The organism is Listeria sp. MAN/IMW/UF555, from assembly GCF_058684075.1.
In genome coordinates, this window is record NZ_JBZWZS010000002.1 from 137,923 (window position 1) to 163,498 (window position 25,576).

Annotated in this window: 25 protein-coding genes; 1 reads left to right on the forward strand and 24 read right to left on the reverse strand. The window is 38.5% G+C overall.

Annotation, left to right across the window (positions count from 1 at the left end):
* Positions 1-36: 36 nt before the first annotated feature.
* Positions 37-2,316 carry a formate C-acetyltransferase gene (pflB, locus tag AC4PG8_RS07820; protein WP_003769430.1) on the forward strand — a complete coding sequence of 760 codons (2,280 nt, stop codon included), beginning with the start codon at positions 37-39 and terminating at the stop codon, positions 2,314-2,316.
* A 44-nt stretch (positions 2,317-2,360) separates the two neighbouring features.
* Here the strand turns inward: pflB and AC4PG8_RS07825 are convergent, their stop codons facing one another.
* The 24 genes from AC4PG8_RS07825 to AC4PG8_RS07940 all read right to left on the reverse strand — a co-directional run bounded on the left by AC4PG8_RS07825 (position 2,361) and on the right by AC4PG8_RS07940 (position 25,529).
* Positions 2,361-3,626 carry a BaiN/RdsA family NAD(P)/FAD-dependent oxidoreductase gene (locus tag AC4PG8_RS07825; RefSeq protein WP_112120405.1) on the reverse strand — a complete coding sequence of 422 codons (1,266 nt, stop codon included), beginning with the start codon at positions 3,624-3,626 and terminating at the stop codon, positions 2,361-2,363.
* Positions 3,627-3,737: 111 nt separating this feature from the next.
* A complete protein-coding gene (locus tag AC4PG8_RS07830) occupies positions 3,738-4,421 on the reverse strand; it encodes a zinc metallopeptidase (RefSeq protein ID WP_003769434.1) in 684 nt (227 codons plus the stop codon).
* Between the two features lie 85 nt (positions 4,422-4,506).
* The gene (locus AC4PG8_RS07835; RefSeq protein WP_003763109.1) at positions 4,507-5,103 is read right to left on the reverse strand and encodes a DUF1405 domain-containing protein; all 597 of its coding nucleotides are present in this window, start codon (positions 5,101-5,103) and stop codon (positions 4,507-4,509) included.
* An 87-nt stretch (positions 5,104-5,190) separates the two neighbouring features.
* On the reverse strand, positions 5,191-5,736 hold the full coding sequence (gene reoY, locus AC4PG8_RS07840; RefSeq protein ID WP_003769437.1) for a proteolytic degradation factor ReoY: 546 nt from the start codon (positions 5,734-5,736) through the stop codon (positions 5,191-5,193).
* 31 nt (positions 5,737-5,767) lie between these two features.
* On the reverse strand, positions 5,768-7,021 hold the full coding sequence (locus tag AC4PG8_RS07845; protein ID WP_070753698.1) for a tetratricopeptide repeat protein: 1,254 nt from the start codon (positions 7,019-7,021) through the stop codon (positions 5,768-5,770).
* A 130-nt stretch (positions 7,022-7,151) separates the two neighbouring features.
* Positions 7,152-8,438 (reverse strand): 3-phosphoshikimate 1-carboxyvinyltransferase, encoded by a 1,287-nt coding sequence (aroA, locus tag AC4PG8_RS07850; protein ID WP_492170234.1) that lies wholly within the window; start codon positions 8,436-8,438, stop codon positions 7,152-7,154.
* Positions 8,439-8,451: 13 nt separating this feature from the next.
* Positions 8,452-9,555, reverse strand: coding sequence for a prephenate dehydrogenase (locus AC4PG8_RS07855; protein WP_185505154.1), 1,104 nt, complete (start codon positions 9,553-9,555; stop codon positions 8,452-8,454).
* Between the two features lie 20 nt (positions 9,556-9,575).
* On the reverse strand, positions 9,576-10,658 hold the full coding sequence (hisC, locus tag AC4PG8_RS07860) for a histidinol-phosphate transaminase (protein ID WP_185311838.1): 1,083 nt from the start codon (positions 10,656-10,658) through the stop codon (positions 9,576-9,578).
* Positions 10,658-11,032, reverse strand: coding sequence for a chorismate mutase (gene aroH, locus AC4PG8_RS07865; protein WP_003763119.1), 375 nt, complete (start codon positions 11,030-11,032; stop codon positions 10,658-10,660). Before aroH ends, hisC begins: the two co-directional genes overlap by 1 nt.
* A complete protein-coding gene (gene aroB / locus AC4PG8_RS07870; RefSeq protein ID WP_492170235.1) occupies positions 11,029-12,126 on the reverse strand; it encodes a 3-dehydroquinate synthase in 1,098 nt (365 codons plus the stop codon). The genes aroH and aroB overlap by 4 nt, the downstream gene beginning before the upstream one ends.
* A 2-nt stretch (positions 12,127-12,128) precedes the next feature.
* Positions 12,129-13,295: a chorismate synthase gene (gene aroC / locus AC4PG8_RS07875; RefSeq protein WP_003763121.1), complete on the reverse strand. Its 1,167-nt coding sequence runs from the start codon at positions 13,293-13,295 to the stop codon at positions 12,129-12,131.
* A 203-nt stretch (positions 13,296-13,498) separates the two neighbouring features.
* Positions 13,499-13,942 carry a nucleoside-diphosphate kinase gene (gene ndk, locus AC4PG8_RS07880; protein WP_003763122.1) on the reverse strand — a complete coding sequence of 148 codons (444 nt, stop codon included), beginning with the start codon at positions 13,940-13,942 and terminating at the stop codon, positions 13,499-13,501.
* 19 nt (positions 13,943-13,961) lie between these two features.
* On the reverse strand, positions 13,962-14,927 hold the full coding sequence (gene hepT / locus AC4PG8_RS07885; RefSeq protein WP_492170236.1) for a heptaprenyl diphosphate synthase component II: 966 nt from the start codon (positions 14,925-14,927) through the stop codon (positions 13,962-13,964).
* Positions 14,928-14,937: 10 nt separating this feature from the next.
* Positions 14,938-15,651, reverse strand: coding sequence for a demethylmenaquinone methyltransferase (menG, locus tag AC4PG8_RS07890; RefSeq protein ID WP_003726790.1), 714 nt, complete (start codon positions 15,649-15,651; stop codon positions 14,938-14,940).
* Positions 15,652-15,673: 22 nt separating this feature from the next.
* Positions 15,674-16,441: a heptaprenyl diphosphate synthase component 1 gene (locus AC4PG8_RS07895; protein WP_003763127.1), complete on the reverse strand. Its 768-nt coding sequence runs from the start codon at positions 16,439-16,441 to the stop codon at positions 15,674-15,676.
* A gap of 58 nt (positions 16,442-16,499) precedes the next feature.
* Positions 16,500-17,069, reverse strand: coding sequence for a GTP cyclohydrolase I FolE (gene folE, locus AC4PG8_RS07900; protein ID WP_003767576.1), 570 nt, complete (start codon positions 17,067-17,069; stop codon positions 16,500-16,502).
* A 225-nt stretch (positions 17,070-17,294) separates the two neighbouring features.
* Positions 17,295-17,582, reverse strand: coding sequence for an HU family DNA-binding protein (locus AC4PG8_RS07905; RefSeq protein ID WP_465262237.1), 288 nt, complete (start codon positions 17,580-17,582; stop codon positions 17,295-17,297).
* Between the two features lie 401 nt (positions 17,583-17,983).
* Entirely contained in the window at positions 17,984-18,964 is a 981-nt protein-coding gene (locus AC4PG8_RS07910) for a tyrosine-protein phosphatase (RefSeq protein ID WP_003763131.1), read from the reverse strand.
* A 102-nt stretch (positions 18,965-19,066) separates the two neighbouring features.
* Positions 19,067-20,083, reverse strand: a complete 1,017-nt coding sequence (locus AC4PG8_RS07915) for an NAD(P)H-dependent glycerol-3-phosphate dehydrogenase (protein WP_003763132.1) — start codon at positions 20,081-20,083, stop codon at positions 19,067-19,069.
* Between the two features lie 22 nt (positions 20,084-20,105).
* Positions 20,106-21,416, reverse strand: coding sequence for a ribosome biogenesis GTPase Der (gene der / locus AC4PG8_RS07920; protein WP_003769459.1), 1,311 nt, complete (start codon positions 21,414-21,416; stop codon positions 20,106-20,108).
* Between the two features lie 143 nt (positions 21,417-21,559).
* Positions 21,560-22,705, reverse strand: coding sequence for a 30S ribosomal protein S1 (rpsA, locus tag AC4PG8_RS07925; RefSeq protein ID WP_160466061.1), 1,146 nt, complete (start codon positions 22,703-22,705; stop codon positions 21,560-21,562).
* 359 nt (positions 22,706-23,064) lie between these two features.
* Positions 23,065-23,739 (reverse strand): (d)CMP kinase, encoded by a 675-nt coding sequence (cmk, locus tag AC4PG8_RS07930; protein WP_070753703.1) that lies wholly within the window; start codon positions 23,737-23,739, stop codon positions 23,065-23,067.
* A gap of 15 nt (positions 23,740-23,754) precedes the next feature.
* Positions 23,755-24,717: an asparaginase gene (locus AC4PG8_RS07935; RefSeq protein ID WP_010991726.1), complete on the reverse strand. Its 963-nt coding sequence runs from the start codon at positions 24,715-24,717 to the stop codon at positions 23,755-23,757.
* Between the two features lie 80 nt (positions 24,718-24,797).
* Positions 24,798-25,529 carry a LysM peptidoglycan-binding domain-containing protein gene (locus AC4PG8_RS07940; protein ID WP_185540713.1) on the reverse strand — a complete coding sequence of 244 codons (732 nt, stop codon included), beginning with the start codon at positions 25,527-25,529 and terminating at the stop codon, positions 24,798-24,800.
* Between the last annotated feature and the right edge of the window lie 47 nt (positions 25,530-25,576).

Consider the following 25,576-nt stretch of genomic DNA (forward strand, 5'->3'; position numbering starts at 1 on the left):
AAGTGAAAAGAAACACAATTGAAGGAGGAAATATTAATGACAAAAGCATGGGATGGTTTTAAAGGAACCGCATGGCAAGAAAACATTAGTGTAGGACAATTTGTTCAAGACAACTACACTCCTTATGATGGCGATGAAAGCTTTTTAGAAAAGAGCACACCAAGAACAACTAAACTTAATGAAAAAATAAATAAACTTGTAGAAGAAATGGACGCAAAAGGTGGCGTTCTTGATATGGATAACGCAATCGTATCAAACGTTGCCTCTCACAAAGCTGGTTACGTGGACAAAGAAAATGAAGTAATCGTTGGTTTACAAACAGACAAACCTTTCAAATTAGCATTTATGCCAAATGGTGGTCTTAGAACTGCAGAACAATGTTTAACAGACAATGGCTATTCCATCGATCAAGAATTACATGACTTTTATGTAAAAAACCGTTCCACTGCAAATGATGGTATTTTTAGAGCATATACAGATGATATTAAACGTGCGCGTCACTCGCATATCGTTAGTGGTCTTCCAGATGCATACTCTCGCGGAAGAATCATCGGCTTATACCAAAAACCAGCACTTTACGGTGTGGATCGTTTAATCGCTGAAAAACAACAAGACTTGAAAAAAATCGCGATTTCTTCTGATGAAAACATTCGTTTGCGTGAAGAAATTTGGTTACAAATCAAAGCACTTAAAGACTTAATCGTTTTAGGTAACGAATACGGATTAGAACTTGGACGTCCAGCTGAAAATGCAACCGAAGCTGTACAATGGACTTACATGGGCTACCTTGCTTCTATCAAACAAGCAAACGGTGCTGCAAGCTCATTCGGTCGTATTCCGATTTTCCTTGATATCTACATCCAACGCGATTTAGAAAAAGGCATTATCACTGAATTCGATGCACAAGAATTAATCGAACAATTAACCCTTAAATTAAGAATGGTTCGTTTTGCAAGAACAGATGGTTATAACGAACTTTACGCTTCCAACCCAACATTCGTTACAACTTCTATGGCTGGTATGGGCGCAGACGGTCGCCATCGTGTGACTAAAACAGATTATCGTTTCTTACACTGCTTAGATAACCTAGGAAACTCGGCTGAACCTAACTTAACTGTCCTATGGGATGCTCGTTTACCAGAAAGCTTTAAAGAATATTGTATGAAAATGAGTGTAAAACATTCCTCCATTCAATATGAAAATGATAAATTAATGCAAGAAGAAGGCTACGGCGATATGCAATGTATCAGCTGTTGTGTGAGCCCACTTAACCCAGAAGCAGACAAAGACAAAGGTGAAACTCATAACCTACAATATTTCGGAGCTCGTGTCAACGTACTAAAATGTCTTCTAGGCGCTATCAACGGCGGTAAAGATGATCTTCATAAAAACCAAGTATTCGACGTTGTAGAACCAATTACAACAGAATACCTTGAATACGACGAAGTGCTAGATAAATTCGATAAATCAATGGACTGGTTAACAGACACTTATGTAGATGCAATGAACATCATTCACTTTATGACAGACAAATACAACTACGAAAGCATGCAAATGGCCTTCCTACCATCAAAAGTAACTGCCAACATGGGATTCGGTATTTGTGGATTCGCGAATGTAGTAGATAGCTTAAGTGCGATTAAATATGCCAAAGTAAAAACCATCCGCGATGAAGATGGCTTTGTATATGACTATGAAGTAGAAGGCGACTTCCCTCGTTACGGTGAAAATGATGACCGTGCCGATGACATTGCCGTAATGGTTCTAAAAATGTTCAAAGACAAATTAGACTCCCATAAACTTTACAAAGATAGTGAAGCAACTGTTTCTGTTTTAACAATCACTTCAAACGTTGCTTATTCTAAACAATGTGGTAACTCCCCAGTGCATAAAGGACCTGTATTCGATGAAAATGGTAAAATCATCAAAGAACCAGAATTCTTCAGCCCAGGAGCTAACCCTTCTAACAAAGCAAAAGGTGGTTTCTTAGATAACCTTGCCAGTCTTTCTAAATTACCATTCCACTATGCAAATGACGGAATTTCCTTAACTATCCAAGGAGCTCCAAAAATGTTCGGTAAAACAACCGAAGAACAACACCATAACCTCGTTGGTATTCTTGATGGTTACTTTACAAAAGGTGGTCAACACATCAACTTGAACGTTCTTAACCACGATGAAGTAATCGAAAAAATCAAAGCTGGTATCCCAGTAATCTTACGTATCAGCGGCTACTGCTTAAATACAAAAGATCTAAACGAAGAACAAAAAATGGAACTTTGCCAAAGAATGTTCCACGAAAAATTAATCGGTTAATAATAAAAAGTACCAAGCCTTAGAAAATAAGACTTGGTACTTTTTTATATGTTTGACACTTCCGCAGCATAAGCTCCAGCCGTGTGTCCAGTCACTAATGCACACGTAATATTATAACCACCCGTGTATCCATTAATATCAAGTATTTCCCCGCAGAAAAATAACCCTTCCATCAATTTAGACTGCATCTCTTTTGGTTTGATTTCCTTCACAGAAACCCCACCGCCTGTTACAAACGCCTTCTCAAAATCAAGCGTGCCATTTACTTCAAAAGTGAAATCCTTTAATAACTGAATAAATTGCTCAATTTTTTTCGGGCTTACTTGTTTGTATTCAGCCGTCTCATCCAGTTCTACTTTTTCCAGTAAAAACAATAATAGTTTTTCTTGTAAAAGCGAACTTAAGGAATTTTTCAATGCTTTTTTCGGATTTTCTTCTAGCAGCTTATAAACCTCTTTCGAAAGTTCCGCAGCTGATACATTCGGGAATAAATCAAGACGCATTTTCACCGTACCCGCGCCCGTTTTCTTTAGTTCACGAAGGACAAACATACTACATCTAAGTGCTGCTGGTCCAGATACGCCAAAATGGGTAAAAATCATATCCATTTGATGCGTAATAATCGGCTTTCCTTTTGCATTTAAAACAGACAGAGATACATCCCGAAGCGACGTCCCTTGTAACACTTTTTGCTTAATAAAAGGCTCACTGGACGTAATCGGTACTTCTGTCGGATATAGCTCTGTAATCGTGTGTCCTGCTTTTTTCGCCCAAGCATAGCCATCTCCTGTCGAGCCCGTCCGAGGAACAGATTTACCGCCCACTGCAACAATTACTGCGCTCGCTGAAATCTCTTGCCCGTCTTTTAGCGTCACACCTTTTACATGGCCATCCTCGTAATCCACTTGCTTCACAGCGGTTTGCATGTAGATTTTCACGCCAAGCTTTTCCATCCGCTGAATCATCGCCTCAGCAACAGAACGCGCGCTGTTTGATACCGGAAACATTCTGCCATGATCTTCTTCTTTAAGTGCTACACCAAGTCGTTCAAAAAAACGAATAATATCTTCATTATCAAACGCATGAAACGCACTATATAAAAAGCGACCGTTACCCGGAATATGTTTAATGATTTCTTCTGCTGGACGCCTGTTCGTTACATTACAACGTCCGCCACCAGACATAATTAATTTACGCCCTAACTTCGGTCCTTTTTCAATTAATAAAACTCGTTTGTTTTTCTCCGCTGCACTGATTGCTGCCATAAGTCCTGATGGTCCGCCACCAATGACAATTACATCATAATCCATTGTCCCGCTCCTTTACTTTATCCGAGTATAAGTATAGCAAGCATTCATCTCACTGCCAAGCTTTTTTCACCAAACAAAAACCCGAGAAAATTCTCAGGTTCGTAGTTTATTCTAATTTCGATTCATATTGGTAAAAATGAGGAGTAATCTTAGAAGTTCAAGTACCGCAACAGCCATTGCAGCAACGTATGTCATCGCCGCAGCACTAAGGACTTTTTTCGCTTGTGGAAGTTCCGATGATGATACTAGTCCGCCACTTTCTAATTGAACAAGCGCACGTTTACTAGCGTCAAACTCAACAGGCAGGGTAATTAATTGGAAAAGCACCCCTACTGCCATCAAAATAATCCCTAATAGCATAAAACTAGCTACATTTGCGAGCATCCCGATAATGAGGAACACCCAAGAAATATTCGAACTAAACATCGTTACAGGAACGAGCGCGGAACGAAAACGCATAAACGCATAGTCCTGTTGATCTTGAATCGCGTGCCCTACTTCATGGGCTGCAACTGCTGCCCCAGCGATAGAACGACCGCGGAAATTAGCTTCAGAAAGAAACACAGCTTTTTTTCTAGGATCATAATGGTCACTTAACATCCCTTTTGTTTCATGAACAGGAACGTTGGTTAATCCATTTGTATCCAAAATATGACGTGCAACCTCGGCACCAGTTAAACCATTTGCCACACCAACTTTGGAGTACTGGGCATAGGTAGTTTTAACTCGATACTGCGCCCAAAGAGGGATTGCTGCAACGATAATAAAATAAATAATATACTGACTAAACGACATCTAATCATCTTCCTCCTACTACAATTTTTCGGTAAATATCCTTATCTCTTAGTATAGATGAACCCGTACTAAGACTCAACATCTTTCACTCATGATGAGGAAATTCTAATGAACGGTGACCTTTTTTTATCGTTTTATCATATACAAGCCATAAAACCATAACCGTTAGCCAAAAAGTTGCATAACCGATTTCAGGTAAGTATTTTTCTAATCCCATATAAATCGGCATTTGTCCAAATAAATAATCAATCACATCATTATGAAACACCCAAACAGCCGCTATCATAAAATGCCCTATACGGAAACGATAAAATGGTGCATATAAAATCCCTTCTAGCGCCATAAAACCATGCGTTAAAATTAGAACGACACCAGCCCAAACAATCGTCTTTTGCTCAAACATATAAAAAATATTCATGCCAATTGCCCATAAACCATATTTTACTAAACAGACAAAAGCCAGTGCCTCCATTAGCGGCCAGTGCTTTTTGGCGAGAAAGGCTACTAAAGTTAGAGTGAAGAATAGAATCGCGGTTGGACTATCTGGGACAAATAGCCAAAAACGCGGCTCTGTAATTTGTAATTGTGGTAAATACCATATGTATCCGTAAATCGCCCCTAGTAAATTACCGAAAAACAGCAATCGTAAAAAAGAGCGATTTGCAAGTAAACTATAAAACAAATGATTCCAACTCCTTAAAAAATCCTAGCATAGCAATAAAATGAAGCACTATTTCACTCCATTTTATTACTAACTAGGATTTATTTCTTATTCTTTTTCTGTATCCATTTGCTGTAAAATACGAACGAGCTTATGGAATGTCGCTTCATCACGAGTATCAAGCGCTTCATCGATTTGTTGTAATAATTTTTCTCTTGAAAATTGGTGCACAGATTGATAAATAAGCGCATCCGCCATTTCTTTTTCCTCTTCAGCAAGCTTCACTGCCGCAAAAGGATTGTCTTCACGAACAAGGGCATATTCAGGTGAGGTCATTGCCTCTTCAAAATGAAGTTCGACATACAATTCCTCGTCCCAGTTTAGCCGAATATCATGAAAAGCTTTTTCTGGATCTGTTGTCATTATGTTACCTTTGAAAAATAGGAATGGTTCGGATTCAACCCCGTGAGCACTAAGCGAAAGCCCACGCGCACATCCTTCCAAATTATCAACAAAATGAACATATTTTACAATTTGATCATGGCCAGCAATATAATTTAAAACCCACATTGCTTCTCTAGTTTTCATCTGGTGTTTGTTTAAAAACCAGCGAATAAAATCTTTCTTCTCGTCTATTGAAATGGATGCCTTCATCTTTCCTCAGTCCCTTCCTTCATTCTTTTGGTTAATCAAATAAAGATAAAATCTCGGTATCTTCTGGTTCAAGTTCTAAATAGCTACGCAAAACTTCTTGTGATTTCGCGTGTTCGCCTTCTTCTCTTAAAAATAAACCATATTCCTTTAAGAACGTAGGATTATTTGTAAAGTGTGGATAAGCGAGTTCATAATTTGCTTTTGCTTTATTATATTGTTCTGTTTCCTGATATGCAACACTTACGTCCCAGAAAATTTGTGGTTCAGAAATAACTTCTTCCCCGAGCCCTTCTACTAATTCAATGACACCTTCGTAGTTTTCTTTCGCAAGTAATAATTTGTTCAGTTGCATAATCGCTTCTGAGAACTCTTCATCAAGCACAATCGCTTGACGATAAAACTCTTCTGCTTCTTCCGGCAAACGAAGCGTAACCGCGAGTTTCCCTGCTTCTAAGAACATTTCTTTGTTGAATTCATCTTGCGTTAAACCATCTCTGAGTACTGCAATGGCTTTTTCAGGTTCGCCATTTTCTTCGTAGCTTTTTGCTAAATAGGAATATAACGTTGTGTACGATGGATCATGTTCGCGCAAATGTTCCAAGGCGTGAATTGCTTTCGTGTATTCTTTTGCTTGATAAGCCGTTAATCCCATTCCAAAAAGTGTATCCACCGATTCTTTGTCTTCTAGGGCACGTTCATAGTAGGGTAACGCTTCTTCAAATGCTCCGCTAGCTGCAAAAGCTTCAGCAATACGTTCATATACAGACACGGCGCCATTTGAGATAATCGTTAACCCTGCTTCTACAGCGGTTTGATAAGACTGTACAGCAGAAGCGAATCGGGCTTGTGATAAATAATATTCCCCTAAAGCAAAATCAATAATCGGCTCATTTGGTGCCATCTGTTTGGCTTCAAGTAATTTTTGTTCACTAACTTCAAACAAGCCTTGCATTTGATACAAATCAGCTAACACGAGTAAACTTTCAATGTAGGCTTCATCTTCTTTGTTTACTTTTTCTAAATAATCTTGCGCAGCATCCATATCGTCTTTTTCAAGTGCTACTTCGGCGGCACGGACAAGTAATTCGCCCTCATCTTTATATTTTGCTAACAGAAGTTCGTATAAATCTTCTGTTTCATCTAAAAATCCAAGTGCGAACAACTCTTCTGCTAAATAATATTGTTCCTCATCAGTCCCCGCTTGCACTACTTCATCAAAGTATTTCTTCGCAAGCGCCATATCTTCATGCTCTAACGCATGTAACATTTTATTAGCCAATTCCATTTCTGCACCTTCTTTAATTATAAGTCGTTTTTCTATTATACCATTACTTCCCTCATAAGAAAAAGTGATTGCCTCTCTTAAATAAAATACCAGCGCCGATGTATTTAGCACACAGCACTGGTAGTCATTATTATTTTAAAAGGGAGCGAATATCTTCAAAAAATGTTGGGTAAGAAACGGATACTGCTTCTGCTCGGTCTAACTCAACGTCACCGTCTTCTACAAGAAGTGCCGCGATTTGAAGCATCATACCGATCCGGTGATCTCCGTAACTTGTCACGTTTGCCGCATGAAGTGGTGTTTTACCACGAATAATTAAGCCGTCTTCAGTTGGTGTAATGTCTGCGCCCATTTTGTTTAGTTCATTAGCAACCGCATCAATTCGGTTCGTTTCTTTTACTTTTAATTCTGCAGCATCTTTAATAATCGTTGTTCCTTCTGCTTGTGTTGCCAAAAGAGCGATAACAGGAATTTCGTCAATTAGACGAGGAATAATATCGCCACCAATTTCGGTTCCTTTTAACTCGCTAGATTTTACAACAACTGTACCCGCTAATTTACCGGTACTTCTGCTAGAATCTTTTACAACCAAACTACCACCCATTTGTTCTACAACATCAAAAATTCCTGTTCTAGTCGGATTTAAACCAACATGTGTTAGTTCAATTTCACTGCCTGGCGTGATTAAGCCTGCTACGATAAAGAAAGCAGCGGAGGAAACATCGCCTGGAACAGTCATTTCTTGTCCAATGAATTTTTGGCCGCCTTTGACACGAATCATTAAACCGTCCATTTCAATTTCACCGCCAAATTGACGAATCATGTGTTCCGTATGGTCACGCGTTTTTTCTTTTTCATGGATAATCGTTTCACCTTCTGCTTGTAACGCTGCAAAAATAATCGCACTTTTTACTTGTGCACTCGCAACTGGCATGTGGTATTCCATTCGTTTTAATGATTGGTTACCGATAATAGAAATCGGCGCAAACTCAGAACCATCTTTACCATGCATTTTTGCGCCCATTTCTTGCAGTGGAAGCATAACGCGATTCATCGGACGTTTGGCAATTGATTCATCGCCTAAAATAACAGTATCAAAATCTCGCCCTGCTAAAATCCCCATCATTAAGCGAATAGTTGTCCCAGAGTTACCAATATCAAGTGGTCCCTCTGCTTGTTTTAACCCATCAAAGCCAGTACCATGAACAATAATTTCTTCATCGGTTTCTTCAATTTTTACGCCTAATGCTTTAAACGCCTTAATCGTTCCAAGGCAATCATCTGCACGTAAGAAATGACGAATGACCGTTTTTCCTTCTGCAATTGCCCCAAACATAATGCTGCGATGAGACATTGATTTATCGCCAGGGACTGTGATTTCGCCAACCAGCCCTTGTTTATTTGTAATTAATTTCATCGTCATTTCTCTCCTATTCGTAGTGGCATGTATAGTTACTTCTAGTTTCAATGCAACGTTTCGCCCGGTCCCTGTCTTCATCTGTTTGGAAAGTAATTTGTAACACCCCGAAAATATCTTCGCGTGTTTCCAAAATCTTGATGTTCGTTAAACTAATTTCTTCTTCGCCTAAATATCTAGTTACCTCAGAGATAACACCTGGATAGTCAGGTACATCAACAAACAAATCGTAAAAAGACGGAATTGCCCCACCTTGATGGACAGGCAGAGAATCTCGAAATTCTTTTGCACCATCGAAAAAGGCATAAATCGAATTTGCATCTTCACTCTCAAGCATTTCAAGCGCTTGATTCATACTATCGCGCCAAATGGTCAGTTGCTTCGTTAATGTTTTTTGATTACTAATAGAAATGTCCGTCCACATTCTTGGATCCGAGGAAGCGACACGTGTAATATCACGAAAGCCTCCCGCAGCTAATCGGAATGCAGCAGGATGTTCCTCAGTAAAACTTTGCGTCTGATTGACTAAAGCTGCCGCTACGATATGTGGCAAGTGGCTTAACATACCTGTAATTTCATCATGTTCAGTTGGTGATAATACTAAAAACTTAGCATTTGTACCAGAAAGCCATTGTTTTAAATCTGCTACCTTGGCTTCTGCTACGTCTTTTGTTGGTGTCAATAAATAATAGGCATTCTCAAACAATAGCTCTTTTGCCGCCCGTACGCCACTTTTATGCGAACCAGCCATTGGATGCCCGCCGATAAAAGTAATACCACTTTCTCTAAGCGCCGTGGATGCTTCCATAATTGTTCCTTTTGTACTTCCTGTATCAGTAACAATCACGTTTTTCTTTAAACGCAGCCCAGGCAAGCGTGTCAATAACTGCTCTGTTTCTTTTACTGGACAACAAAAAATAAGTAAATCTGCTTTTGGTCCATCTATTAAAATACTTTCGCCAATTTCATCAATGACTCCTAGAGACTTTCCTACTTCTAAGGAATGATAGGAAACGTCAATCCCGATGATATGTGCTTCTGGGTGTTTGGCTTTAATCGCAAGGGCAATAGAACCGCCAATTAACCCAAGCCCCACAATAACTACCGTCCCTTTCATTCAAAAACGCCTCCAAACACTTACAATAATTTTTCTAAAAGTGCAATTACCGCACTGTTATCTTCTTCTTTTCCGATTGTAATACGAACAGCTGTTGGAAAACCAAGTGCTGCGCCAGAACGTGTAATATAGCCATTTTTTTCCAAATAGCTAAAAATAGTCCCCGCTTCAATCCCTAAATCTATTAAAACAAAGTTCCCATTCGCCGGATACAACTTAACTTTTTCAAAACGTTTAGCGAATGCTTCGTATTGTTTAATTCCATTTGCATTGGAAGTTCTGCATTCTTCAATAAAAGCTTGGTCCTTAATAGCTTCAATTGCTAATTTTTGCCCGATACTCGTTGTATTAAAAGGTGGACGAACAATGTTCAGTTGACGGATGATTTCTTTATCCGCAATACCATAACCAACTCGCGCACTTGCCAAACCATAAATCTTACTAAAAGTCCGAGTAATAATTAAATTTTTATAAGTACGTACTAGTTTTTCGTGTTTTTCAGGCTGAGGAGTAACATACTCAATATAGGCTTCATCGAGAACCACAAGAACATCGCTCGGTACTCTATCAAGAAAAGCTTGAATATCCGCTAATTCAATGTAATTTCCTGTTGGGTTATTCGGATTACAAATCCAAACAATCGTCGTTTTCTCATCAATAGCCTTTAACATACCTTCTAAATCATGTTCGCCGTCCTGAAGAAGAGGAATTTCTCTTACTTCTGCTCCTTCGATTAAAGCATTTTGACGATATTGTACAAACGTTGGAGTCGCCATTACAGTATTAGTTGTCGTATCAAGTAGAACCCGAGTTAATAGTTCGATTAATTCATCGACACCAGCTGTAAAAATCAACTCTTCTTCTTCCAATTGATAAAAATCGGCTACTTCTTTACGTAAACTAGAAGCCCAACCATCCGGATAAATTTCTGTTTCCACGCTTGAATTTGCTTGAATAGCTGCTACTTTTTTTGAAGTCCCGAGTGGGTTTTCATTCGATGAGAGTTTAGTAATTTTTGTTAAACCAAGCTCTGCCATTACTTCTTCTTCGCGTTTACCAGGTTTATAAGAAGATAGACCTGCAAGTGATTTTTTCCATTTCATTACGCATCCTCCTCTTTCACTAAATCTGGGCGCAAAACTTTTGCCCCGTGTAAGTAGACATGATTAATTGCTGTAAGGGGCTTATGTAAATCTGTGAATACCATGAAACGAATACACATTGGAAGCGAATTCGGCACCGGAATTTCTTGCATCCCCATCACAGGAACATATTCAAAGCCGTGAGTTTCGCGCACTGCCTTCGCAGGAAATGCTGCAAAAATATCTTCAGTAACCGTAATAATAACCGATGTAAGACTTTCACTGTCTGTTATCCCATTTTGCGTCAGGATTTCCTCAAATAATTCTTTCGTTGCTGTATAAATTTCTTCTGGCGTATTACTTTCTATTGTCGTTGCCCCGCGAATTGCTCTCAAAATATATCCCCTCCATTTCGCATCACGCTTTTGTAAGTGTCAAAAATCAATTCATCTTCTGCTTTAAAAATAACCGGTTTACCAATTTCTTCTAGTAAAACCATACTAATTTCATTAAAAGTTGTTTTTTTATCATGACGCATATTTTCCAGTATGTTGCTAAAAGGAACCGTCGCATCAAAAGTCGTATTGTAACCTAAACGTTCTAACCATGTAGTAAACGTAGCTAAATCGAAATCCAATCCGTAAACCGTCTCACTCATCGTAAGCGCGTAAATCATGCCATAAGTAATTGCCTCGCCGTGTAGCCATTTGCCAAAGTTACCGTAAGCTTCTAACGCATGCCCAAATGTATGACCAAAATTCAGATAAGCGCGCACACCTTGCTCCGTTTCATCTTGAGCAACAATATTCGCTTTAATCTCAATCCCACGCTGTAAAAACGGCGTTAAATCCTTCGTATAAAAGTCTTTTGGTTCCGTAAACGTGTCCATTAAAGCCGTTAGCAACGTATGATCACTAATAAGCGCATGTTTAATCATTTCTGCAAAACCAGAACGCATTTCTCTTTCTGGTAAAGTCGCAAAAAACTGCGTATCATAAATAACCGCTTCCGGCTGGTAAAAGTTGCCAATCATGTTTTTGCCTAGGGGATGGTTAATTGCAACCTTGCCGCCGACCGCACTATCATGAGCAAGAACCGTTGTTGGTACTTGATAAAACGGAATTCCTCTCATATAAGTTGCAGCGACAAAACCACCTAAGTCACCAATAACCCCTCCGCCAAAAGCGATTAAAACGGCTTTTCGATCAAGCCCAGTCTCAATCATTTTTGTCATCACATCTTCATACACGCGAAATGTCTTTGCTTCTTCTCCATTTGGTGCCACATAATAAGTGACTACAGGTAAATCAGCAAGTACTGCATCGAGTTTCGCTTTATGAAGATTTGCCACGTGTTCATCTGTTAAAACAAACACGTGGGAATATTTAGCTAAACTTTTTGTCCATTGTTCCTTAACATCTGTCAAGGCGAACTCGTTTATATATACAGGATATGTTTTACTTTTAGCACGGACTGTAATTTCTGGCATGTTTAAAACTCCTTCGTTAAGTTTCGGTGTTCCTCCACATGTTTTTTAAGTGTATCAAAACGATCACCATCGAATTTTTCTAACACAGCAACTGCAACTTCCCAAGCGACCACAGCCTCAGCTACAACACTTGCAGCAGGTACTGCACAACTATCAGAACGTTCCACACTAGCATTAAATGTTTCTTTGGAATCAATATCCACACTTTGAAGTGGTTTGTATAACGTAGGGATTGGTTTCATTACCCCACGAACAACGATTGGCATACCATTTGTCATTCCGCCTTCAAATCCACCAAGATTATTCGTACGTCTAGTGTAACCATCTTCTTTACTCCATAAAATTTCATCCATTACTTCGCTACCAGGTTTTCTCGCAGCTTCAAAACCGACACCAAACTCAGCGCCTTTAAATGCATTGATACTTACGATTGCACGAGCGATTTTTGCATCTAATTTTTTATCCCATTGCACGTAGCTACCAAGTCCAGCAGGTACACCACCGACAACAACTTCCACAATTCCACCAATCGTGTCGCCATTTTTCTTGGCATCATCAATTTTTTGCATCATTTCTTCTGCAGCAACCTCGTCTAAACAACGAACTGGGGAAGCTTCGGATGTTTCTTGGATTTCTGAAACCGCGTAATCACGTTTCAAATTCGCACGAGTTCCGCCAATTTCAAGTACATGACCAGCAACTTCAATGCCTAGTTCATGCAATAGTTTTTTGGCAACGGCTCCTGCTGCAACGCGGACAGTTGTTTCACGCGCACTGGAGCGTTCTAATACGTTACGCATATCGTTGTGGCCATATTTCATGCCACCAACTAGATCCGCATGTCCCGGACGTGGACGAGATACGCGACGAGATTTTTCATTTTTTTCTGGAACTGGTTCAATGCTCATAACTGTTTCCCAATGTTTCCAGTCTTTATTTTCAACAAACATTGCTACAGGTGCGCCGAGTGTTTTACCATGGCGAATTCCTGCTGTAATTTGTACTTGGTCTTTTTCAATACGCATACGTGCACCGCGACCATGTCCACCTTGTCTTCTTTTTAGTTCTTTATTTACATCTTCTGCAAGTAGAGGCATTCCTGCTGGTAATCCTTCAATAATTGTCGTAAGCCCCGGTCCATGTGATTCTCCTGCCGTTAAGTATCTCATTTCAACAACTCTCCTTTTTCTATTTAAGCTAGATATTCTAGCAATGATATTTTAGCGCTTTAAAGTATATGTGTAATATCTTAACATATGCCAAGCGAGAACACAATACTTTAGTCTCATTCTTTCATCATAACAAAAAACCGCGCCAAATGGTATTTTCTCTATGAAAAAAGAGCCTAGGTTTCCCTAAACTCTTACTTATTTTAAATCCAAGTATCTACTGCCTTTTCATAACTTAAAATTTCATGTGGTTCAAAAAATAACTGAATTTCCCGCTTAGCACTTTCAGGACTATCAGAACCATGAATGACATTTCTATTCGTATGTATTGCGTATTCCGCACGGATTGTTCCGGGATCGGCTTCAAGTGGATTCGTTTTTCCCATCATCCGACGTGCTGTTTTAATCACATCATCGCCTTCTAAAACCATCGCAAATACAGGTCCAGAAGTGATAAATCCAATTAAATCCTCAAAAAAAGGTTTGCCGATATGTTCTGCGTAGTGCTGTTCTGCGAGGGTCCGATCAATCTGCATTAATTTACCAGCGACTAGCTTAATTCCTTTTTTCTCTATTTTTGCTACAATTTCCCCAATAAGTCCTCGTTCTACACCATCTGGCTTAACCATTACATAAGTTTGTTCCATTATAGAATCCTCCCTCACGTTAATAATTTCTTTTATCTAAAACACGGACAATTTGCTTCAGTGGTTTTAATTCAGGAACTTGTGGCAAAGAATCGAGTGTTGCTACGGCTTTTTTTAGATAAGCTGTTGCGACATCTTCTGCTTTTTTTGCCCCTGATTTTTTAATTTCTTCCACTAAAGCGGCAATTTCTTCTGCTTGCGTATCCTCAGTTACTTGGCTGATTCGTTTTTTAAGAAAAGGATCCTCCATTGCAAAAAATACTGGCAACGTCACATTTCCTTGACTCAAATCTTCTCCAGCCGGCTTACCAAGTTCTTTTTCAGTTCCAACGAAATCAAGTACATCATCCGTAATTTGAAACGCCATCCCCACGTAATATCCGAAACGATATAGTTTCTTGTAATCTGCTTCACTTTGACCAGAAACAACGCCACCAAGCCCACAACTAGCTGCTATTAATAATGCTGTTTTTCTTTTGATCCGTCGTAAATAATTACGCACATTTTGGTCAAAATTATATTTATCTTTAAGCTGTTCGATTTCACCGGTAGATAACTCAACTGTGACATGTGATAACATCTTGTGGGCAGCAACATCTTTAATTTCCGTCATATACTCTAACGACTTAGCAAACAGAAAGTCTCCAGTATACATCGCAATATGGTTCCCCCACTTGGATTTAATTGTCTCACGTCCGCGCCTTAAATCAGCATCATCTACCACGTCATCATGAACAATCGATGCCATATGAATTAATTCAATCGCTACACCTGCATTTTTCACTGCTTCAAAATCCGCGTCAGGAGAAAGCCTTGCAGATAAACAAACGAACATCGGTCTGATTCGTTTTCCACCAGCTTCTAACAGATGAAGTGCCGCATCAGAAGTTGTTTCAGCAGCCGCGCCAGTAAGAGCTCTTTTTAGTTCTTTTTCAACTAAGTCAATGTCTTTTTGCATATTCGGGTATAAAAAGTTAAGTTTCATGCTTGCCACCTTATTGTTCCTTCTTTTTAAATCCAAAGTGGGTTGCACTTGCGCCGCCACTGTGTGAAATATATCTTACGTATGAAAATCCGGCTTCTTGAAACATTTCCGCAAGCCTTGCCATCCCTGGAAACTCGCGCGTTGATTCTTGTAACCAGCTATATTCTTTGTAACTTTTCGCAAAAAACTTTCCAAAAACAGGCATGACATATCGGAAATAAGCATTAAATACTTGTTTCCAACCTGGAATATTTGGTTGCGAGGTATCAATACATGCAAGTTGTCCGCCCGGTTTTAAGACACGATACATTTCACGAAGCACTTGCATATAATCAGGTACATTTCTAAGCCCAAAGCCAATTGTCACATAATCAAAACTATTATCTGGGAAAGGTAATTCCATCGCATTCCCGTGAATCAGCTCTACATTATGCAAATCTGCTTCTTTTACTTTTTCACGACCAACTTTTAGCATATTTTCACTAAAATCAAGTCCTGTCACATGACCTTCTGGACCAATTTCTTCCGCCATCATAATCGACCAATCTGCCGTTCCACAACAAACATCGAGAACATTTGTCCCTTTTTGAACACGCATTAGCTTCATCGTTTCTTTACGCCATTTCACATGTAGTTTAAAACTAATAACACTATTCATTCGGTCATAACTTGGGGAAATCTTCTCAAATACTTTATGTACTTTTTCTTCTTTAGTTTCCGTCATATCCCGAATCTCCTTCTATTTATCAGTCGTTAATAACTTCAATAATTCTTTTTTCAAGTATAGTAGAAAGCGGTTCAGACTCTTCTTTTAGTCGTTCCACTTCCATCTTCACGTCACGAATAATTGCTACTAACCAACTTTCAAAATTAGTGACAGCTTCTTTCGCAAAGTACCCATGGTCATAAGCACGCTTCAACCTAGACGCACCAATTTCTTGATAAGTCGCAAGTTCCATTTTAAGTCGTTTAAGTAAAAAGAACTGACAACCTAAAGCAATAAATGTTTCATCCTTCATAAAATACTTCGCAAACTTGGCAAAAATCGCCGCATTAGTTAAAGCAAGTTGTGTAAGATATTCTTCATCTGTCGCAACATGTAATTGGTAAATATTGGTTTTTGCTGTATTTGTTTCTTGAACACCACTTTGTAAGGCTCTGAGGAGTGGAATCATTTCTAATTCCGCAAGTGTCCGGTAATAGAGAGCACTATAAAAATCCCCAGCTAATACTGTTAACTCTTGTTCTTTCCGAGTTAGCTGTACAACATCACCTGGTTCATCAATTTTTTCATGCGTGTCATGAGCTAATATCATGTAAAGCGTTGCACTAACTACACGATACGCAGCAGCATCAGCCAAATCAGAGCCGGAAATCGCTTCATGAAGAAATAGCATTTGATCTTTGTCCATTTGCCCGCCTTCATTATTCTCTTGTAAATACTGATAGACTGCTTGCTCATGTACCAACTGCTCCACTTCCTTTAGCCCAGCCTCTCTCGCCTGATAAGTCATTTAACAATCCCCTTTGAATCTCCTTATTACGTAAAATAAATTATACCATAAAGGATATTTAATTATGCTTAATTAAAGCCAAAACTTCACTTCTAAGCTTATCGTCATTTTTAAAAGCGCCTCGTACTGCGCTTGTAATTGTTTTAGTTCCAGGTTTATTGACACCACGGATGGTCATGCACATATGCTCTGCTTCCATTATCACCATGACTCCCAGTGGTTTTAATTTATCCATCATAATTTCTGCAACAGTCGTAGTAATACGCTCTTGAAGTTGCGGACGACGACTCACATCATCCACTACACGAGCAAGTTTACTAAGCCCTGCAACTCGTCCATTTTGAGGCAAATAAGCCACATGTGCTACGCCAAAAAAAGGAACAAGATGATGTTCGCACATAGAGGAAAAACGAATATCTTTTACAAGCACTAGTTCTTCATGTTGTTCTTCAAAAATAGTATCGAAATGAACAGAAGGATCTTTCTTGAGTCCAGCAAAAACTTCTTCATACATACGAGCTACTCGCATTGGTGTATCAATTAGTCCTTCACGTTCTGGATTTTCTCCCACTGCTTCTAAAATAACTTTCACTGCGTCAGCAATTTTTTGTTTGTCTATTTGCTCCATCCTTAATTCCCCTATCTTTTTAGCATTATATACCTTGTATATCTTAACACAGCCGAACTTCAAGGTAAATTTAATTTGCTTAAATAAGAGATAATAATGATGTTTTACTATTTTGTTCTCTTTATTCCCTATTTCGTCTGGAAATAATCACCAAAAAAAAACTAGCCTAGCTTAATTATAAAATTAAGGCCAGACTAGAGTTAGTGCTTAAAAAGTCTATGTAACTTATTTAACAGCTTCTTTAAGCGCTTTACCAGGTTTGAACGCTGGTACTTTACTTGCAGGGATGTCGATTTCTTCTTTAGTACGAGGGTTACGGCCTTTACGGGCAGCACGTTCACGTACTTCAAAGTTACCAAATCCGATTAATTGAACTTTTTCACCTTTAGATAAAGAAGTTTGAATAGTTTCGAATACAGCTTCTACTGCTTTCGCTGCGTCTTTTTTAGAAAGATCAGCTAATTCAGCTACGCTATTTACTAAATCAGTTTTATTTGCCATTGTGTTTTTCACCTCCTTCACAGAATACTTCAAAATAAGCAAGCACTATGAGACACCTGTATTTCTCGTTTTTTTCCAAAAGTAAAATTAATTTTGGAATTTAAGGAGAATTGTGACTGAAATGGCTTAACTACAAGCCTTAACAGTAATTCTGATAAAAGATTATCACATAATCCCAGCAACTGCAAGGAATAATGCCAAACTGACACTGTTTCTTAACATTTTCAATCACATATGTTTTTCTCTTATGGCTTGAAAACGTGATAGTATCAACCTGTTAACCATAATACTAACTTGGAACCCTTAGAATAGCAAGCGATACCACCATAATTGGCTAAAATAGTTCTTTTTTCATAAAAATAGAAGCAAATTCAGAGCTATTACCTGACAACTCTAGGTTTCTGAGCCTAGTTTTATTCTAATAATTGTTGTTGGATGATGGCTTTTTCTTCCGCAGTAATTCCGATTCCTTTTTCCAAATAGCCATCTACTGAACCGAATTGTTTTTTCATTTCATCAAAGGCTATTTTCAAATATTCTGGACGAGCTTCTGCCATCGGACGAAAAGCTTCCAAGTCGATTTTTTCGTTTCCATTTGAAAAAAGTGACACAATCCCACCCATTTCTTGTAGAATGTTGTCCTGATAGCGGTTAGTGATTGCGTAATCGTCAAAAATCGTTTTTTCTGGTACATCTAGTAATGTTAATAAAAGTGCCGCTAAGACCCCTGTACGGTCTTTTCCAGCGGTGCAATGAAAAACAAATGGAAGACCCGCTTTAGCATCCGTTAATATCTCGCTAAAAATTTCTTTAAATCCGTCTACTGATTGCACAAATACACGGTAACTCTCCCCCATCAAAGGTTCATAGATCGCTTTGTCATTTGATACTGGGAGGGTCGTTTTTTCATTTTTTGCTGTACCGATTGGGATATGTTTATTAAGAACACCTTGGATTTCTGGAGTGGGTTGCGCCTGTACTTCAGAGCTACTTCGCAAATCGCAAATCCATTTAATATGTAACTTTTGGAGTAATCTGGCGTCTGCTTGATTTATGTTTACTAAATTGGAAGAACGATATAATTTACCCCATTTTACGTGATGCCCATGCTTTGTTTCGTAACCACCCATATCTCGGAAGTTAAAAACACTTTCTAGCGGTAATATCCGTTCAGAAACAACTCTTTTGTCTCCGTTCGGTGCCTGTAAAAAGAAATAAACTGGAATGTCCTTTGTTTCAAAAGTATAATGTTTTGCTGCATTAGATACTTTAAAGACAGGTTCACTATTTGCCTCTAGTGACGGACTACTACTTACAAAAACCAACGTACCTTCGCTGACTTCTTCATTTTCCCATCTTAATGTTACGGCTTTATCTGTACGAGTAACTTCCATATTCTCCACCTACTTTTTCAAATTTGGCTCTTCTGCTTCATTTTAGCATAACTCATAAAAAAAGAGCCAACATAAGCGGAAAACTTATCTTGGCTCTCTCTATTAAAATGACTCTTTTTCGATTTTCTTTTTACGACCCATCAATAAATCAACGGCTTCTCGAGCATCTTTATTCTCGAATAAAATCGCGTAAATCGATTCGGTAATTGGCATATCAATATCTAGTTTTTTCGCCCAACCATGAACTGCTTTGGCTGTTCGTACACCTTCAACGACCATACCCATTTTTTCTAAAACTTCATCCAGATTCTCGCCCTTGCCAAGCATATTTCCAGCGCGCCAATTACGTGAATGCACACTCGTACAAGTAACGATTAAGTCACCAATACCAGTTAGCCCATAAAAGGTTTGTGGATTAGAGCCCACAGCAACACCGAGACGAGTGATTTCTGCCATTCCGCGTGTCATTAGTGCCGCTTTAGCATTATCGCCGTATCCAAGGCCATCAGAGATTCCTGCGCCAAGTGCGATAATATTTTTAAGCGCCCCACCAATTTCAGCACCGATTACATCATCATTCGTATAAATACGTAAGTTGTTATTAATAAAACGATCTTGCACGATTTCTGCCGCTTTCAAATCTTTACAGCTAGCACAAAGCGTTGTTGGATGACGAAGAGCTACTTCTTCTGCGTGACTAGGACCTGAAAGCACAACAAGTGCTTTACGTTTTGTAGCATCAACCTCTTCTTCAATTACTTCTGACATTCTAAGATTTGTTTCTGGTTCAATACCTTTACTAACATGCACTAAAATAGTTGGTTCTTTCAGCGCTTCATTTAGCTGCTTACAAACCACACGCATCGCATTTGTTGGAATAGCAATCACGACAATTTCAGCACCATCTATAGCTTCATCAAGTGACAATGTCGCTTTTACCTCAGTTGGTAAAATAATATCTGGCAAATAGTGACTATTCGTGTGCGATTCGTTAATTTCATTCACAATTTTATCTAAGTTTCCCCAAATAACTGGTTTATGATTATTATCAGCTAGGACAAGCGCGAGCCCTGTTCCCCAACTTCCAGCGCCAAGAATAGCTACTTTTTTCTGTGTCATTATATTTTTCCTCCCGAAAACTTTACTTACGCTTACGAGCAATTACTCGAATTGGCGTACCATCAAACGGAAATGCTTCTCTAATCCGGTTTTCTAAGAAACGTTCATAAGAGAAATGCATTAGTTCTGGATCATTAACAAATACAACAAATGTAGGTGGTTTAACAGCCACTTGTGTTGTATAGAAGATTTTAAGTCGTTTACCTTTGTCCATTGGTGATGGATTCATTGCAACTGCATCACTAATAACATCATTTAGCATACTAGATTGTACGCGTAATGAATGATTATCGCTTACTTGGTTAATTAGCGGGAATAGGTTGTTTAAGCGTTGTTTTGTTTTCGCAGATACAAAGACAATTGGTGCATAGCTTAAGAATTGGAACTGCTCCCGAATATCTTCTGTCCATACATTAATTGTTTTTTCATCTTTGTTAATTGCATCCCATTTGTTCACTACAATAATGATAGCACGTCCGGCATCATGCGCATATCCAGCAATTCGTTTATCTTGTTCACGAATACCTTCTTCTGCGTTGATAACCACAAGAACAACATCGGAGCGTTCAATTGCTCTCATTGCACGTAAAACACTATATTTCTCTGTGCTTTCATACACTTTCCCACGTTTTCTCATTCCGGCTGTATCAATCATGACATAATCCTGACCATCAAACGTATAAGTTGTATCAATTGCATCACGAGTAGTTCCCGCAATGTCAGAAACAATGACGCGGTCTTCGCCAAGAAGTGCGTTTAGAATAGATGATTTACCAACATTTGGTCGACCAATCAAACTAAATTTCACTGTTTCATCTGGGTATTCTTCCTCTTCTTCTTTTGGAAAATGAGCACGAACAGCATCAAGCATGTCGCCAAGCCCTAGTCCATGTGAACCAGAAATTGGATATGGCTCACCAAACCCAAGAGAATAAAAGTCGTAAATTTGATCACGCATTTCTGGGTTATCTACTTTATTAATCGCTAAAACAATTGGTTTATTAGACCGGTAAAGAATTTTTGCTACTTGTTCGTCTGCATCGGTAACCCCTTCACGACCATTGGTAATAAAAATAATTACGTCTGCTTCATCAATTGCGATTTCCGCTTGTGCGCGAATTTGCTCTAAGAATGGTTCGTCGGAAAGATCAATACCACCTGTATCAATAATGTTAAATTCTTTTCCAAGCCATTCCGCTGAATTATATATGCGGTCACGTGTCACACCGGGAACATCTTCCACTATGGAAACACGTTCACCAACGATTCTGTTAAAAATAGTCGATTTGCCAACGTTTGGACGTCCGACAATCGCTACAACTGGTTTTGCCATTATTTCACCTTCTTTTTTCTCGAATCCTATTTATCAAACTTTCTTTAGTTTATCAGTAAAACAGCTTACTGGCAATGAAAAGTTCGATGTGAAAAAGAAAAAGAGCCTATGGGAACAGTCTCCCTAGGCTCTTTTACGAACAATTATTTATCGTCGTTTTGAAGTCCTTTTAATTTATCACCAATTAAATCGCTCATTTGGAATCCAGTATTTTCTTCTGGAAGTTCATAATCAGCTTCTTCAACTGGAGCATCTTGCAAGTCTTTAATACTTAAAGATAAACGTTTGTCATCTTCATTAACTTCTAGTACTTTTACTTCTACTGTTTGACCTTCTGAAAGGACTTCTTGTGGTGTTCCAATATGTTCGTGGGAGATTTGAGAAATATGAACCAAACCTTCTACGCCAGGGAAAATTTCCACAAAAGCTCCAAAAGTTACTAAACGAACTACTTTTCCTTCTAAAACAGAACCAACTGGTGCTTTTTCAGAAATACCATCCCAAGGTCCTGGTAAAGTTGCTTTAATAGAAAGAGAAATACGTTCATTTTCAGGATCAATCCCGATAACTTTCACCTTAACTTTTTGACCTTCTTCTAACGCTTCTTGCGGTGTAGCTATATGTTTATAAGAAATTTGTGAAATATGAACAAGTCCGTCTACCCCACCAATATCAACAAATGCGCCAAAGTTAGCTAAACGTTGAACAGTACCTTCAATCACGTCGCCTTCTTTGATTTCATTTAATAGTGCTTGTTTTTGGTTAGCTTTTTCATTTTCCACAACTGCACGGTGACTTAAAATTACTCGGTTGTTTTCTGGTTCAAATTCTACTACTTTGAAAGTAAGGGTTGTACCTTTATAATCTGCAAAATCTTCCACAAAATGATCTTCTACTAAAGAAGCGGGAACAAAAGCACGTACTCCTAGGTCAACTACTAATCCGCCTTTAACAACATCACTGACAACTGCTTCGAACACTTCACCAGACTCAAATTTAGCTTTAATATCATCAGACGCTTTTTCTGCATCCACTTTTCTTTTAGATAAAACAAGTACATCGTCTTCTACTTTAGTGACAATCAAATCAAGTGTGTCGCCTACGCTTACAACGTCAGAAGCTGTCTCCACATGTATATTGGAAAGTTCACTTATTGGAACGACACCATCAAGTTTGCTATCGGGAATACCAACATAAACTTGTTTATCTTCCACGCTTGTAACTGTGCCAGTGACTTTGTCTCCTTCTTCAAAATTTCTAACTTCCACATCAAATAAATCTTCAGACATGTGTAGCCCTCCATTCGTTAGTCGAATTTTAGGAATTTCTAATTCAGAAGCAACTTTTCACGTTTGCCTCATCCGCTTGACTAGTTTTCCTCAATAGGCAATTTCTAATTAAATAAAGAAAAATAACAAATACACCCTCAGTAAAACTTATCTTCCAGCTAGAAAATCCTTTCAAGATACTTTTCACAAAGTAAAAAATCTCTCTTATAACATCCTACAAATCCAAACATTTGTCAAGCTCTTTTAAGGGGGTTAAATTGCCTATAGACCGTGAAATCGCTCACCTTGTTTAGACTTTCACGGTTAAATTAAAATAGTGCTACATTTCCATTTAGTTCTGAAAATGTAGCACTTTTTCATTAATTTTGGATTTTTTGTTCAGCAAGTGAAAGAATTTTATTTGCGACTTCATCAATTGACATCGATGTTGTATCTACTTCAATAGCATCGTCTGCTTTTTTTAAAGGAGAATGCTCACGAGTATAATCTAAGTGATCTCGTTCTTCAATTTCTTTCTTTAATTGATTTAAATCGCCTGCAAAACCTTTTGCCATATTTTCTTTATAGCGTCGTTCTGCTCGTTCTTCTACGCTGGCTAGCAAGAAAATTTTAAGTTCTGCGTTTGGAAGTACAGCAGTTCCAATATCACGACCATCCATGACAATTCCGCCTTCTGTTGCAAAAACTTGCTGACGTTCTTGAAGTGCTTCTCGAATAGCTGGATGTGCGGCAACGATAGAAACATGATTAGTTACTTCTAGTGAACGAATTACATCTGTTACATTCTCTTCATTTACAAATACTTGTTGTACTTCACCAGGTTCGAAACGAATCACCGTTTTTTTTAGTAAAGCATCAATTGCCATTTCGTCTTCATACGCCACTTTATTTTTTAGCGCGATATATGTAACCGCTCGATACATAGCTCCCGTATCAATATAAACAAAACGCAATTTTTTCGCAACAATTTTTGCTACTGTACTTTTACCCGCTGCAGCTGGCCCATCAATTGCGATACATATTTTCTTAGTCATAGAATAAAACTCCTTTTATCTGAAATTGGTTTGATTGATCTCTTCTTGGGACGCTAAAAGCACCATTAATTTCATCCGCGCTTTTTTGCTATCATAATCTTTTCCTAAAATAACACCTCGATTGTATAAATCAAACGTGCTACCTTCGTAGTCATATGTAGTATAAACATTTCCTTCTTCCGCACTCGTCGTGATAACAACAGGAATGTTCGCATCTAAAGCACGAATAATTGCTGGCATCATTTTCGGAGCAACTTGTCCCCGTCCTACACCTTCAAGTACGATTCCTGAAACGCCACTATCAATTGCTGCATCAATGAATAGACCATCTGCACCAAGGTAGCATTTAATAACTACTACTTCCGGTAAATCAAGGCGAATATCAAAACACTCGTGTTCAAGTGGCTTTTGATAAAGAAAAACTTGATCGTTATCAATAATTCCAAGATAACCAAATCCAAATGCACTAAAACCTTGAATATTCGATGCATGCACTTTTTTGACATAGCGTGCGGCAAAAATACGTTCATTAAAAACTACTACTGTACCAGCTTGTCGTAGATTCACTTCGCAGGCAGTATAAATAGCATGGCGAATGTTCACGTAAGCATCTGTCCCTGGTTCTTCTGGCGCTCGTTGCGAACCGGTAACAACAATTGGTCTTGCATCAGTTACAGCAAGGTCAAGGAAATAAGCTGTTTCTTCCAGTGAATCAGTACCATGCGTTACAACTATACCATCATATGTTTCATCCATAAAAATAGATTCTATTAATTGTTTTAAACTAATAAGATCTGGGAGTGCAATGTGCATAGAAGGAAGTTGAAAAGTTGAATAAATATCAATTTGGATTTCTGTTGGTAATTGGCATAATGCAGCTAATTCTTCTCCAGATAATTCTCCTGATGCAAGTTTTCCTGATGCTGTTTTTTTACTTGCAATCGTACCGCCTGTTGTAATTAGTGCTACTTTTGCCATAATCATATCCCCCTACATTTTTCCATTTAAACAAACAAATGAGTCTCGGAAGCGTTTCCCAGACCCATTCAGTGTTGTTATTACTGTGGAATTGTTAAAACTGTACCAACTGGAACATTGTTACTACCAAGTCCATTTGCTTGTTTGATTTTCTCAACGCCAGCAGCAGCCCCAGCTTGTCCATAAGTAGAACGCGCTATGCTGTAAAGAGTATCTCCTGCTTTAACTGTATGAGAACCTCCAGCTTTCTTTTGTGTTGATTCAGTTGCTTTTTTCTGAGCGGCTTCTGCTGCTGCTTTTTCTTTAGCAGCTTTGTCTGCAGCGGCCTTCTCTGCGGCAGCTTTTTCTTCTGCGGCTTCTTGTTCTTTCTTAGCGGCTGCGGCTTTAGCAGCTTCATCTTCTTGAGATTTTTTATCAGCAGTAGCTTTCTCTTCTGCTTCTTTCTTTTCTTCTGCAGCTTTTTCAGCAGCGGCTTTTTCTTCTGCGGCTTTTTTAGCTTTTTCTTTTTCTGCTTTGGTTTGTGTGTTGTCAGAAACATTGACTGTCGATTCAGTCTCTGTTTTTACTTCATTAGTTGATCCCATATTTTGTACTGTTACAAATACAATTACTATAACGATTGGAATTAATAAGAAAAACACAATCAATAAATTAAGCAATGGGTATCTAAAAATAGTTTTCTTTTTTACTTTTCTGCTATCAGTACGGGACAGCATCGGCGGTTCATTGTTAAATTCGTCTTGTCCTTCAGAATTCATATCATAATCAGCCGGTTCTTCATATTCCCGTTTACTTTTTCTTGTTTTTGCCACTCAAAGTTCCTCCTTTAGTGCTTTCTAATATTATCCTATGCACTATT